Below are 12698 nucleotides of genomic sequence, written 5' to 3'. Positions count from 1 at the left end.
GTCAGGAGGTGAACGGCGTGAGGTGCGGGTACAGCGGGAACCGCTCGGCGAGGGCGGTGGTGCGCTTGCGCAGGCCCTCGACGTCGAGGTCGCCGGGCGTGAGCGCCTCGGCGATGACGTCGGCGACCTCACGGAACTCCTCGGCGCCGAAGCCGCGGGTGGCCAGCGCGGGCGTGCCGATGCGCAGGCCCGACGTGACCATCGGCGGACGCGGGTCGTTCGGCACCGCGTTGCGGTTGACGGTGATGCCGACCTCGTGGAGGCGGTCCTCGGCCTGCTGGCCGTCGAGCTCGCTGTCGCGCAGGTCGACGAGGACGAGGTGCACGTCGGTGCCGCCGGACAGCACCTGGATGCCGGCCTTGCGGGCGTCGTCGGCGAGCAGACGCTCGGCGAGGATCTGCGCGCCCTCGATGGTGCGCTGCTGACGGTCCTTGAACTCCGGCTCGAGCGCCATCTTGAACGCGACGGCCTTGGCGGCGATGACGTGCTCGAGCGGACCGCCCTGCTGGCCCGGGAAGACCGCGGACTGCAGCTTCTTGACCATCTCGGGGTCGTTGGACAGGATCACACCGCCGCGGGGCCCACCGAGCGTCTTGTGCGTGGTGCTGGACACGACGTGCGCGTGCGGCAGCGGCGACGGGTGCAGGCCGGCGGCCACGAGACCGGCGAAGTGCGCCATGTCGACCCACAGGTAGGCGCCGACCTCGTCGGCGATCGCGCGGAAGGCGGCGAAGTCGAGCTGGCGCGGGTAGGCGGACCAGCCGGCGATGATGACCTTGGGGCTGTGCTCACGGGCGAGCGTGCGCACCTCCTCCATGTCGACCAGGCCGGAGTCGTCGACGTGGTACGGGACCACGTTGTAGAGGCGCCCGGAGAAGTTGATCTTCATGCCGTGCGTCAGGTGCCCGCCGTTGGCGAGGTCCAGACCCATGATCGTGTCGTCCTTGCGCGCGATGGCGTGCAGGACGGCGGCGTTGGCGCTGGCGCCCGAGTGCGGCTGGACGTTCGCGTACTCGGCGTCGAACAGCTGCTTCAACCGGTCGATCGCGATCTGCTCGACCTCGTCGACGACCTCGCAGCCGCCGTAGTAGCGCTTGCCCGGGTAGCCCTCGGCGTACTTGTTGGTGAGGACGCTGCCCTGCGCCTCGAGCGCCGCGACCGGCGCGAAGTTCTCCGACGCGATCATCTCGAGCGTCGTCTGCTGACGGGCGAGCTCGGCGTCGAGGAGACGCGCGACGTCGGGGTCGAACGAGGCGAGCGACTGGTTGTGGTCCATGGGTACCAGGGTAGTCGGCCGTCCCCTCCCCGCGTTCTGTTGGGTTGATGACGGTTTCTGGGCGAGAAACCGTCGCCAACCCCACGAAACGGGGGGACCGCGGGTGGGGGTCAGGCGTCGCCGGCGAGCCCGTGCTTCTCGGCGAGCACGGCGGCCTGGGTGCGGCGCTGCAGGCCGAGCTTGGAGAGCAGCTGGGAGACGTAGTTCTTGACCGTCTTCTCGGCGAGGTACATCTCGGCGGCGATCTGGCGGTTGGTCATGCCCTGGCCGATGAGCGAGAGGATCTTGCGCTCCTGCGGGGTCAGCTCGGCGAGCGGGTCCTTCGGCGCGGGCGCGTTGCGGATGCGCTCGAGCACCTGCGCCGTGACCGCCGGGTCGAGCAGCGAGCCGCCGGCCGCGACCTGGCGCACGGCCTGGACGAGGTCGTTGCCGCGGATCTGCTTGAGCGCGTAGCCGGCGGCGCCGGCCATGATCGCCGAGAAGAGGGCCTCGTCGTCGTCGAAGGAGGTCAGGATGATGACGTTGACCTCGGGGTGGGCGGCCCGCACGTCGCGGCAGACCTCGATGCCCGACCCGTCGGGCAGACGCGCGTCGAGGACGGCGACGTCGGGGAGCAGGCGCGGGATCGACGCGAGCGCGTCGGCGGCCGTGCCGGCCTCACCCACGACCACGAGACCCTCCTGCGCCTCCAGGAGGTCGCGGATGCCGCGGCGCACGATCTCGTGGTCGTCGAGCAGGAAGATCCGGATCGGCTCGGACATGACAGGTTCACTACCTTCCGTCGCGGACGTCACGACATCTCCTGGGGGACGCTCCAGCGTATCTGCAGTCCGCCGTGCGAGGGCTCGGAGAACTCGCAGGTCCCTCCGAGGTTCTGCGCCCGGTGGCGCATGTTGCGCAGCCCGTTGCCGAAGGGCTGCTCGGGGTCGAGACCCAGCCCGTCGTCGGTGACGGTGAGCACGATGCCGTCGGTGACGTCGAGGTCGATGGTCACCTCGCCGGCGTGGGAGTGCCGCACGATGTTCGACAGCATCTCCTTCAGCACGGCGGTGAGCTGTTCGGCGACGATGTCGGGCACGACGCTCTCGACGGGGCCGTGCGTGTCGACGACCGGGCGGTAGCCGAGCATCCGCTCCGCCTCGCCGACGATCGCGTCGATCTCGAGGCGCAGGTTGGCGGGCACGGACGGCGAGCTGAGGTCGAAGATCGTGCGCCGGATCTCCTTGATGGTCTGGTCGAGGCCGTCGACGGCGTCGGACAGCCGCTCGCCGACCTGCGGCGTCACCGAGGAGGAGATGCTGTCGAGCGACAGGCCGATCGCGAACAGCCGCTGGATGACGAGGTCGTGCAGGTCGCGGCCGATCCGCTCACGGTCCTCGAGGATGGCGAGCTTCGCCTGCGACTCGCGCGCCCGGACCACCTGCATGACGAGCGCCGCCTGCTGGGTGAAGCCGTACGGCAGCTCGGGGTCCAGGCTCCACGACGACGGCGGCTGCTCGGCGAACCAGCCCATGACGATCACGGCGGTCCCGTCGTCGAAGTGCAGCGGGTGCGCCTGCACGGCCTGCAGGCCCGGGAAGGCCGCCAACGTCTCGTCGTCGATGCGGGTGTCGTCGAGGACGTCGTCGAGCACGACCGGGGCGTGCGTGCGGACGACCTCGCGCAGGAACGGGATGTCGACGTGGTGCCCGCTCGGGTCGGGCTCGATGCCGGTGGAGGCCGCCACGACGAACTGGTGCTCCTCGGTCGGCACGACGAGAGCGGCGGCGCCGGCCTCGGACACCTCGCAGATGCGGTCGACGATGAGCTGGCTGGTGGCCTGGCGCGAGATGGGCCGCAGGAGCGCGTTGGCCACCTCCGTGGTGGCCCTCAGCCAGCGACGCTGCCGCTCGCTCTCCTCGTAGAGGCGCACGTTCTCGATGACGACACCGGCGGCCGCCGCGATGGTGACGGCGACCTCCTGGTCCTCCGCGGTGAAGCCGCCGCCGCCGATCTTGTCGGTGAGGTAGAGGTTGCCGAAGACGGTGTCGTGCACCCGGATGGGCACGCCGAGGAACGACGTCATGGTGGGGTGGAGGTTCGGGAAGCCGATGCTCTCGGGGTGGTCGCCGAGGTGCTCGAGCCGGACGGGCTCGGGGTGGTCGATCACGAGGCCCAGCAGTCCCTTGCCCTCCGGCAGGCGGCCGATGAGGTCCTGGTGCTCCTGGTCCAGGCCGTGCACGGCGAAGGTGCCCATGCGGTGCGACGACGGCGAGTCGAGCACGCCGAGGAAGCCGTAGGTGGCGCCGACCAGCTCGCTCGCGGAGTCGACGATGCGCTGCAGCACGTTGTCGAAGGACAGGTCCTGGGACAGCCCGACCACCGCGTCGAGCAGGTGGCTCTGACGCTCGGCCCCGACTCCGGACTCACGCATGGACGACTCCCTCCCGAGCGAGGATAGGGGCGGGACCGGCTTCGTGGGGCGAGTTGACGAGAACCGGATGGACACGAGAGACACGAGTCACGACGACGCGGACCATGACGTCGGACGCCGCGGTCGTCACCGAAACGCAACCTGTGGAGGGCTTCTCGTCACCGTCGGACGCGGCTAGCGTGCCAGCACACGACGCCCGGGCCCTCGACGGCCCGGTCACACCTGCTCAGGAAGGCAGCGCATGCACATCCATCGGGGGGCGGCCGCCGTGGCTGCCACGACTCTCGCCGGCCTGGCGCTCGCGGCGTGCGGCGCCGGGAACACCGGCGACACGGACGCCGGCATCCTCGTCGGCACCACCGACAAGGTCGTCTCGATCGACCCGGCCGGCTCGTACGACAACGGCTCCACGCAGGTCCAGACGCAGGCCTACCAGTACCTGATGAACTTCCCCGCGGGGAGCACGGACCTGACGCCCGACGCCGCGGAGTCCTGTGACTTCGAGACGCCCACGGAGTACGTCTGCACCGTGAAGGACGGCCTGACGTTCGCGAACGGCAACGAGCTGACCGCGTCCGACGTCGCCTTCTCCTTCCAGCGGATCGTCGACATCAACGACCCCAACGGCCCGGCCTCGCTGCTCGGCGCCATGAAGAAGGTCGAGGCGCGCGACGACTCGACGGTCGTGTTCACGCTCGCCGCGCCGAACGACGTCACGTTCCCGCAGGTGCTCGCGACGTCGGCGGGACCGATCGTCGACGAGGAGACCTACCCGGCCGACAAGGTGCTCGACGACGACGCCGCCGCCGTGAAGGCGCAGGGCTTCTCCGGTCCGTACACGATCGGCAGCTACAAGAAGAACGAGCTGGCCGAGTTCACGCGCAACAAGGACTACGACGGTGCGTTCGGCACGCCGAAGAACGACGCCGTGACGCTGACCTACTACGCCGACGCCAACAACCTGAAGCTCGACGTCCAGAACGGCAAGATCGACGTCGCGTGGCGCTCGCTGACGCCCACCGACATCGCCAGCCTGGAGAAGGCCGACGGCGTCACCGTCCACAAGGGCGACGGCGGCGAGCTGCGCTACATCGTCTTCAACCTCAAGACCATGCCCGGTGACGACGACGCCCAGAAGACGGCGATCCGCCAGGCCGTCGCGAGCTCGATCGACCGTGACGAGCTGTCCGAGCAGGTCTACAAGGGCACCTACACGCCGGCCTACTCGGCGGTGCCGGAGGGCCAGACGGCGGCCACCGAGCCGTTCAAGGAGCTCTACGGCGAGAAGCCCGACGTCGACAAGGCGAAGGCGTTCCTCGACGAGGCCGGCGTGGCCACCCCGGTCGAGCTGAACCTGCAGTACAACCCCGACCACTACGGCTCGAACTCCGACCAGGAGTACGCGATGGTCAAGCGTCAGCTCGAGGCGACGAAGCTGTTCACGGTGGACCTGCAGTCGACGGAGTGGACGACGTACTCCGAGGAGCGGGTCAAGGACGCCTACCCGATGTACCAGCTCGGCTGGTTCCCGGACTTCCCGGACCCGGACAACTACCTGACGCCGTTCTTCGCGCCGAACAACTTCCTCCAGTCGCACTACGAGGACACGACGACGACGAAGCTGCTCGACACCGAGCGCACCGAGTCCGACGCCACGGCCCGGGCGAAGACGCTCGGCGAGGTGCAGGAGCGGGTGGCGCAGCAGGTGCCGATCCTGCCGCTGCTGACCGGCTCGCAGGTGGCGGTCTCCGGCGACGACGTCGAGGGCGTGGACGACACGCTCGACGCGTCGTTCAAGTTCCGCTTCGCGTCCCTGTCGAAGGGCTGACGCAGGAGGAGGGGGTGGGTCCGACGGACCCACCCCCTCTCGCGTGCCCACCCGTCCGACCTCCCTTCACTCCTGAGGAGCCGCATGTCCTCCGCCGAGGTGCTCGCTGCCGGCGAGCCGCCCACCCCCGTCCCGGCCGCGCCGTCGGGCTCGCGCCGGGGCCTGCCCCCGCTGGCGCGCTACCTGCTCGTCCGGCTGGCGCTCGTCGTCCCGATGATCTGGGTGCTCGTCACCCTCGTGTTCGTGCTGCTGCGGGTGATCGGCGACCCGATCACGGCCGCGCAGGGCGGGCGGCTGACGCCCGAGCAGATCGCCGAGCGCAAGGCCGAGGCCGGGCTCGACCGCCCGCTCCTGGTGCAGTACTGGGAGTACCTGTCGGGTCTGCTGCACGGTGACTTCGGTCGGTCCCTGACCGACAACCAGCCGATCTCGGAGGTGCTGCGCGTCAACGGCGCGGCGACCCTGGAGCTGTCGTTCTACGCGCTCGTCGTCGCGTTCGCCGTCGGCGTGCCGCTCGGCCGGCTGGCAGCGCGCTACCGCGACCGGCTGCCCGACGTGACCCTGCGGCTGTTCGCGATCGTGGCGTACGCCGCGCCGGTGTTCTTCGTCGGGCTGCTGCTGAAGCTGGCGTTCACGCCGTTCGGCTGGCCGTCGTCGGGTCGGGCGTCGACCTCGACGCTGCTGACGCTCGAGCAGGTGCGACCGCGCACGAACATCCTGCTCGTCGACGCGATCCTGTGGGGCGACCCGCGGTACGTGCTGGAGGTGCTGCAGTACGCGCTGCTGCCCGCGCTCGCGCTGGGCCTGCTGACCGGTGGCGTGTTCCTGCGCCTGGTGCGCATCAACCTGCTGCAGACGATGCGCGCCGAGTACGTGACGTCGGCGCGGGCCCGTGGCATGGCCGAGGGTCGCGTGATCCGCAAGGTCGCGTTCCGCAACGCCCTCGTGCCCGTGGTGACGGTGATGGGCATGCAGGTCGCGATGCTGCTGGCGGGTGCGGTGCTGACGGAGACCACCTTCGAGTGGAAGGGCATCGGCTACGCGCTCGCGGAGTACCTGAAGGCCCGCGACTTCCTGGCGGTGCAGGGCATCGTCACGGTGATCGCGCTCGTGGTGTGCGTGGCGAGCTTCCTGATCGACGTGATCGTCGCGCTCGTCGACCCGAGGGTGCGGTTCTGATGGCGCGCGCAGGAGTGCAGCGTCTCGTGCCGGGTGTCGTGCGGCAGAGCCACGGTCTGCAGCGGTTCATGCTGCTGCTGGGCTTCGGCCTGGTGCTGCTGTTCGTCGTCGTCGCCGTGTTCGCACCGTGGATCGCCCCCTACGGCTTCGACGCCGACCGCACCACCGACGGCGTCGTGTTCGGCGCACAGCAGGCACCGTCGTCGGCGCACTGGTTCGGGACGACCGTCGGCGGCACCGACGTGTTCTCGCGGGTCGTGTACGGCACGCGGACGGCGATGATCGTCATCGCCCTGGCCGTGGTGCTCTCGAGCGTCGTGGGCGTGCCGCTCGGGCTCGTGTCGGGCTACCTCGGCGGCTGGCTCGACCGCGTGCTCGTGCTCGTCATGGACGCCCTCTACGCATTCCCGTCGCTGCTGCTCGCCATCGTCGTCTCGATCGTGCTCTCGGGCGGGTCGAGCGGAGCGTTCGGCGGCATCATGTCGGCGGCGATCTCGATCACCGTGATCTTCGTGCCGCAGTACTTCCGCGTCATCCGCAACGCGACGCTGTCGGTGAAGACCGAGCCGTACGTCGACGCGGCACGCGTCGTAGGAGTGCGGACCCCCCGCATCATGTTCCGGCACGTGTTCAGCAACGTGGCCCAGAACCTGCCGATCATCGGCACGCTCAACGCGTCGGAGGCCATCCTCACGCTGGCGGGTCTGGGCTTCCTCGGGTTCGGCATCGAGCCGTCGGCGGCGGCGGAGTGGGGCTACGACCTGAACAAGGCGTTGCCGGACGCGACGAACGGCATCTGGTGGACCGGCGTCTTCCCCGGCCTGGCGATCGTGCTGGTCGTGCTCGGCGTGACGCTGGTGGGCGAGAGCCTCAACGACGTGCTCAACCCGCTGCTGCGCACGCGCGCGGGCGACGGGACCGAGAGCGAGATCCAGCTCGACGACGACGCCGCAGCGACGGTCGCCGAGGACGTGCCGGCGGACGTGCGCCGTGCGGCGGTGCTGTCGTTGTCGGACCTGTCGGTCTCGTTCAGCACCGACGGCGGGCGGGTGCGTGCCGTGCGGGACCTGTCGTTCGACGTGGCGCCGGGCGAGGTGCTGGCCGTGGTGGGCGAGTCGGGCTCGGGCAAGTCGGTGACGGCTCGCGCCGTCCTCGGGCTGCTGCCCTCGACCGCGACGGTCGAGGGGTCGGCGGTGCTGCGGTCGGGCGAGAACCCGGGCAGCTCCTCCGTGCGCGACCGTGAGCTGGTCGGGCGGAGCCAGCGGGAGCTGCGCTCGGTGCGTGGCGACGAGGTGTCGATGGTCTTCCAGGAGCCGTCGACGGCGCTCGACCCGGTGCGCACGGTCGGCTGGCAGATCGTGCAGGGCATCCGCGCGCACCGATCGGTGAGCGCGAAGGAGGCGCGGGCGCGGGCGGTGGAGCTGCTGGAGCTGGTCGGGCTGCCCGACCCGGAGCAGCGGGTCGACTACTACCCGCACCAGCTGTCGGGCGGGCAGAAGCAGCGGGTGGTGATCGCGATGGCGATCGCGTGCGACCCGGACGTGATCGTGGCCGACGAGCCGACGACGGCGCTCGACGTGACGGTGCAGGCGCAGATCCTCGACCTGCTGCTGAGCCTGCGCGACCGGTTGGGGACGGCGATCGTGCTGATCACCCACAACATGGGCGTGGTGGCCGACGTGGCCGATCGGGTGGTGGTGATGTACCGCGGCCGTCTCGTGGAGACGGCGCCGGTGGACCGGCTGTTCGCGGAACCGCGGCACCCGTACACGCGGGCCCTGCTCGACGCGGTGCCGCATCTCGGCCGCGAGGACGGCCCGGAGCCGGTCGACCTGTCGAGCGAGGTGGTGCTCGACGTCGACGACCTCGTCGTCGAGTTCGCCGGACGGCTCGGGCAGCCGGCGTTCACGGCGGTCGACCACGTGTCGCTGCAGGTACGGCGCGGCGAGGTGCTCGGCCTCGTCGGGGAGTCGGGGTCGGGCAAGTCGACGATCGGTCGCACGGCAGTCGGGCTGCAGCAGCCGACCAGCGGCACGGTCTCGGTGTCGGGGACGGTCGTGTCGGGACTGTCGGACGCACGGCTGCGGCCGTTGCGCTCGCGCTTCGGGTTCGTCTTCCAGGACCCGGCGTCGTCGTTGAACCCGCGGATGAGCATCGGCGACTGCATCGCCGAGCCGCTGCGGGTGCAGACGGATCTGTCGGCGGCGCAGGTCGACGCGAAGGTGGCGTCGCTGCTGGAGTCGGTGCAGCTACCGGCGTCGTACGCGGCGCGGTTCGGTCACGAGCTGTCCGGTGGTCAGCGCCAGCGGATCAGCCTGGCCCGCGCGATCGCGCTCGACCCGGACCTGCTCATCGCGGACGAGCCGACGTCGGCGCTCGACGTCTCGGTGCAGGCCACGGTGCTCGAGCTGTTCGCCGAGCTCCAGCAGCGGGTCGGGTTCGCGTGCCTGTTCATCAGCCACGACCTGGCCGTCGTCGACTCGCTCGCGAACCGGGTGGCGGTGCTGCAGCACGGTCGGCTGGTGGAGCAGGGGTCGCGCGAGGACGTCCTGCGGCGCCCACAGGAGGCGTACACGCAGCGCCTCATCGCCGCCGTCCCGGTGCCCGACCCGGCCGAGCAGCGTCGCCGGCGCGCCGCCCCCACCCCCTGACGCCGTGGGAGATTCCCAGGTCGACCTGGGAATCTCCCACCCAGGCACGGTTTCCCGTGATTAGCCCGGAGAGCTTTCCGGGCCTATCGAAGATTTCCGTGCATGGCTGACGTGCAAGGAGATTCCCAGGTCGACCTGGGAATCTCTCACCGCGCACGGTTTCCTGCGGTTCGCCCGGGGAGCTTTCCGGGCCTAGCGGAGATTCCCGTGCGAACTTCGTCAGCTCGGCGAGACTGGAGGGCATGGACCTCGACGTGCGGGACCGGCTGGGGCGGATGATCTTCGCCCGCGTGGCGGGCGACGAGGGCCCGGCCCGGCGCGAGCGGATCATGTTCGCTCCCGGACCGCGCCGGTTCGGGCCGGACTCGGCGATCGCGACGGTGCACGGCGACGCGTCGATGTTCGTGGGCGGCATCCGGGCGCTGCTGCTGCAGTCGCTGCACCCGCTGGCGATGGCGGCGGTCGACCAGAACTCGGGCTTCCGGGGCGACCCGTGGGGTCGGCTGCAGCGCACGAGCGGGTTCCTCGCCGTGACCACGTTCGGGACCGACGCCGACGCGACGCGCGCCATTCGAGGCGTGCGTGCCGTGCACGAGACGATCACCGGGGTGGCGCCGGACGGCCGCCCCTACCGCGCGTCGGACCCGCAGCTGCTGCGGTGGGTGCACGTCGCCGAGGTCGACAGCTTCCTGCGGGCGCACGACCGGTACGGCCGACGTCCGCTGGACACCGCCGGCCGCGACGCGTACGTGGCCGAGGCGGCCGTGGTGGCCCGCGAGCTCGGGGCGAGCGACGTGCCCACGACGGTCGCGGAGCTCGATGCGGCGCTCGCCGCATTCCGTCCGGAGCTCGCGAGCACGGCGGCGGCACGGCGCACGGCGCGCTACCTGCTGGTGCACCCGCCGGTGCCGCTCGCCGTACGCGTGCCGTACGGCGTGCTCGCGGCGGCGGCCGTCGGTCTCATGCCGCGCTGGACGCGCTGGCCGTTGCGTCTGCCGTACCTGCCCGTCGCCGAGGCGAGCGCCGTGCGGATCGGGGGCGAGGTCGTCACGCGGTCGATCCGTTGGGCCATGACGCCGCCGGAGCGTCCGCCGGCTTCGTGATCCCTCCCTGCGGTTGCGGGACGTGGCGACTCCCGGGATGCTGTGGACCTCTGTGTGTTCCACCATGGGGGAGTCGTCTGCGAAGGGGAACCTGACGTGAACAAGCTGTTCATCGCGGCTGCCGGCGTCGCCGGCTACGTGCTCGGCACGCGCGCCGGCCGCGAGCGCTACGACCAGATCCGCACCCAGACCCAGAAGGTCTGGAACTCACCGACCGTCCAGAGCGGTGTCGACCACGCGGCCGACGCTGCCAAGAGCGCCGCCAGCGCAGCCGGCTCGGCCGCCGCCGACGCGGCCTCGTCCGCCGCCAGCGCCGCAGGCTCCAAGGTCGCCGACGTCGTCAAGGGCCACGGCTCCGACGACGCTCGCGTCTCGACCGACCCGGCCGACGCCTCCTACGACGTCGACGCCGCCCTCGCGGAGGCCGACACCGAGGTCACGTCGACGCGACCGGCCAACAACCCGCCGACCGCCGCCGACCTCGCCGAGCCGCGCACGAGGCGCCTGTGACCTCCCCGTCGGACGAGTCGACCGGACGGCTCATCGCGCAGGCCACCGAGGACATCTCGACGCTGATCCGCGCCGAGATGCAGCTCGCCAAGGACGACCTCGCCCAGGCGGGCAAGCGCGTCGGCGTCGGCGCGGGACTCTTCGGAGCCGCGGGCGTCATCGCCCTGTACGGGCTGGGCGTGCTGATCAGCGCCGCCGTGCTCGGCCTGGCGAACGTCACCGACCCGTGGCTCGCCGCGCTCATCGTGGCCGTCGTGCTGTTCGCGGTCGCGGGAGTCGCCGCCCTCGTCGGCAAGCGGAACGTCACGAAGGTGACCCAGGCGCCGGCCGCCAGGGTCGAGAGCGTGCAGGCCGACGTGGCCGCCGCGAAGGGAGACCACCCATGAGCGACCGCGCCCGCCTCGAGGCCGAGATCGACGCGACCCGCGAGCACCTCGCCGAGACCGTCGACGCGCTCGGCGACAAGCTCGACGTCAAGGGACGGGCCCAGGAGGCCGTCGCCGAGGCCGACAAGGGTCGGATCGCGATCCTTGTCGGCGCCGCCGTGGCGGCCGTCGTCGGCATCGTGCTCCTGCGTCGCGGCTGAGGCTCAGCCCGCCCGCACCCGGTCGACGAACTCCAGCACGCGACGACGCAGGTCGTCGACGCGCAGGTCCGGCGCGCCGGTGACCGACTTCTCGTGCGCCTTGAGCGGCCGGCGCACCCGCGTCCAGCAGGCGAGGTCACCGCAGACGTACTGGCCGACCGTGTCGCCGGCGCGTCCGCGCGGCCCGGCACGGCGCGCCACCACCAGACGTGCGGTCGACGTGCCGTCGTCGGTGCGGCACCAGTCGCACAGCGTGGTGCGTGCCGGTCCTGTCGAGTCGGCCAACCGCAGCTCCACGCCAACCGGCTCGGCGACGATCTCCTCGCCCAGCACGACGTAGGCGCGCAGCGGCGCCTTCGGGTCGATCCAGCCGAGGTAGTCGCGCTCGTCGAGGCGGTCCGGCGGCCACGGCGCGGGCAGCGTCATCGTCGCGATCCTGCTCCGCGAGCTGTTCACGATGCTGGCGCGCACCTGGCGCGGGTCGAGCGGCTGCATGGTCCCTCCTCGCGTCGTGACTTTGCCTAATGCTGTTAGGCATCAACCTAACATACTCAGGCGTGCTGGTAGGGTCGTGCCGTGCCCCGAGCCGGACTCTCCACCGCCGCCGTCCTGACCGCGGCGGCCGACCTCGCCGATCGCGAAGGCCTCGACGCGGTGACCCCCTCGGCCGTCGCCCGGTCGGTCGGCGTGCGGACACCCAGCCTCTACGCCCACGTGGCGGGCGCCGAGGCCCTGCGGGAGGGCGTGACGACCCTGGCGCTCGACGAGCTCGCCGACCGGGTGGGGGCGGCCCTCGCCGGCCGGTCCGGCCGCGACGCGCTGCAGGCGCTCGCCGATACCTACCGGACGTACGCGACCGAGCACCCCGGTCGGTACGCCGCGACCCGACGTGCGGTCGACGCCGACTCGCCCGCCCTCGCCGCCGGCCGCCGCCACACGGACCTGGTGACGGCGGTGCTGCGCGGCTACCCCGTGCCCGAGCGCGAGCGGGTGCACGCCGTCCGGCTCGTCGGCTCGACGGTGCACGGTTTCACCGCGCTGCAGGCCTCCGGGGCGTTCGAGCACAGCAACCCCGAGGCCGACGTCAGCTGGCGGCGAGCCGTCGACGCCCTCGACGTCGCGCTCCGGCACTGGCCGGAGGACGGCGCCTGA

At 71.4% G+C, this 12698-nt stretch carries 12 protein-coding genes; 8 read left to right on the top strand and 4 right to left on the bottom strand.

The features are described from left to right. Nucleotide 1: 1 nt before the first annotated feature. The 3 genes from glyA to Aeryth_RS00200 all read right to left on the bottom strand — a co-directional run bounded on the left by glyA (nt 2) and on the right by Aeryth_RS00200 (nt 3689). Nucleotides 2–1276, bottom strand: a complete 1275-nt coding sequence (gene glyA / locus Aeryth_RS00210; protein ID WP_067853050.1) for a serine hydroxymethyltransferase — start codon at nt 1274–1276, stop codon at nt 2–4. A 110-nt stretch (nt 1277–1386) separates the two neighbouring features. Continuing rightward, entirely contained in the window at nt 1387–2037 is a 651-nt protein-coding gene (locus Aeryth_RS00205; protein WP_067853047.1) for a response regulator, read from the bottom strand. A 29-nt stretch (nt 2038–2066) separates the two neighbouring features. Further along, nucleotides 2067–3689 (bottom strand): sensor histidine kinase, encoded by a 1623-nt coding sequence (locus tag Aeryth_RS00200; protein WP_067853046.1) that lies wholly within the window; start codon nt 3687–3689, stop codon nt 2067–2069. A 268-nt stretch (nt 3690–3957) separates the two neighbouring features. On the opposite strand from Aeryth_RS00200, the gene Aeryth_RS00195 reads away from it, so the two are divergent. The 7 genes from Aeryth_RS00195 to Aeryth_RS00165 all read left to right on the top strand — a co-directional run bounded on the left by Aeryth_RS00195 (nt 3958) and on the right by Aeryth_RS00165 (nt 11546). Further along, complete coding sequence (locus Aeryth_RS00195) at nt 3958–5517, top strand: ABC transporter substrate-binding protein (protein WP_236749778.1); 1560 nt, start codon at nt 3958–3960, stop codon at nt 5515–5517. Between the two features lie 84 nt (nt 5518–5601). Beyond that, nucleotides 5602–6696 carry an ABC transporter permease gene (locus Aeryth_RS00190; RefSeq protein WP_083516144.1) on the top strand — a complete coding sequence of 365 codons (1095 nt, stop codon included), beginning with the start codon at nt 5602–5604 and terminating at the stop codon, nt 6694–6696. Beyond that, on the top strand, nt 6696–9347 hold the full coding sequence (locus Aeryth_RS18220; protein ID WP_083516143.1) for an ABC transporter ATP-binding protein/permease: 2652 nt from the start codon (nt 6696–6698) through the stop codon (nt 9345–9347). The genes Aeryth_RS00190 and Aeryth_RS18220 overlap by 1 nt, the downstream gene beginning before the upstream one ends. A 242-nt stretch (nt 9348–9589) precedes the next feature. After that, a complete protein-coding gene (locus tag Aeryth_RS00180; protein ID WP_067853044.1) occupies nt 9590–10450 on the top strand; it encodes an oxygenase MpaB family protein in 861 nt (286 codons plus the stop codon). Nucleotides 10451–10546: 96 nt separating this feature from the next. Next, complete coding sequence (locus Aeryth_RS17500) at nt 10547–10960, top strand: hypothetical protein (protein WP_067853043.1); 414 nt, start codon at nt 10547–10549, stop codon at nt 10958–10960. Next, nucleotides 10957–11346 carry a phage holin family protein gene (locus tag Aeryth_RS00170; protein WP_067853040.1) on the top strand — a complete coding sequence of 130 codons (390 nt, stop codon included), beginning with the start codon at nt 10957–10959 and terminating at the stop codon, nt 11344–11346. The genes Aeryth_RS17500 and Aeryth_RS00170 overlap by 4 nt, the downstream gene beginning before the upstream one ends. Continuing rightward, on the top strand, nt 11343–11546 hold the full coding sequence (locus Aeryth_RS00165; protein WP_067853038.1) for a DUF3618 domain-containing protein: 204 nt from the start codon (nt 11343–11345) through the stop codon (nt 11544–11546). The genes Aeryth_RS00170 and Aeryth_RS00165 overlap by 4 nt, the downstream gene beginning before the upstream one ends. Before the next feature lie 3 nt (nt 11547–11549). On the opposite strand, the gene Aeryth_RS00160 is transcribed toward Aeryth_RS00165, so the two are convergent. Continuing rightward, nucleotides 11550–12041, bottom strand: a complete 492-nt coding sequence (locus Aeryth_RS00160) for an FBP domain-containing protein (protein ID WP_067853035.1) — start codon at nt 12039–12041, stop codon at nt 11550–11552. A gap of 81 nt (nt 12042–12122) precedes the next feature. Between Aeryth_RS00160 and Aeryth_RS00155 the strand changes: the two genes are divergently transcribed. Further along, complete coding sequence (locus Aeryth_RS00155; protein ID WP_067853032.1) at nt 12123–12698, top strand: TetR/AcrR family transcriptional regulator; 576 nt, start codon at nt 12123–12125, stop codon at nt 12696–12698.

Origin of the sequence: Aeromicrobium erythreum, from assembly GCF_001509405.1 — a bacterium.
Lineage (GTDB): Bacteria > Actinomycetota > Actinomycetes > Propionibacteriales > Nocardioidaceae > Aeromicrobium > Aeromicrobium erythreum.
This window is presented reverse-complemented; position numbering and strand designations above follow the sequence as displayed.

Bases quoted from the DNA above. Each gene is read 5' to 3' on its own strand.
- glyA (WP_067853050.1), bottom strand. From the start codon at position 1,276: ATGGACCACAACCAGTCGCTCGCCTCGTTCGACCCCGACGTCGCGCGT.
- Aeryth_RS00205 (WP_067853047.1), bottom strand. From the start codon at position 2,037: ATGTCCGAGCCGATCCGGATCTTCCTGCTCGACGACCACGAGATCGTG.
- Aeryth_RS00200 (WP_067853046.1), bottom strand. From the start codon at position 3,689: ATGCGTGAGTCCGGAGTCGGGGCCGAGCGTCAGAGCCACCTGCTCGAC.
- Aeryth_RS00190 (WP_083516144.1), top strand. From the start codon at position 5,602: ATGTCCTCCGCCGAGGTGCTCGCTGCCGGCGAGCCGCCCACCCCCGTC.
- Aeryth_RS18220 (WP_083516143.1), top strand. From the start codon at position 6,696: ATGGCGCGCGCAGGAGTGCAGCGTCTCGTGCCGGGTGTCGTGCGGCAG.
- Aeryth_RS00180 (WP_067853044.1), top strand. From the start codon at position 9,590: ATGGACCTCGACGTGCGGGACCGGCTGGGGCGGATGATCTTCGCCCGC.
- Aeryth_RS00165 (WP_067853038.1), top strand. From the start codon at position 11,343: ATGAGCGACCGCGCCCGCCTCGAGGCCGAGATCGACGCGACCCGCGAG.
- Aeryth_RS00160 (WP_067853035.1), bottom strand. From the start codon at position 12,041: ATGCAGCCGCTCGACCCGCGCCAGGTGCGCGCCAGCATCGTGAACAGC.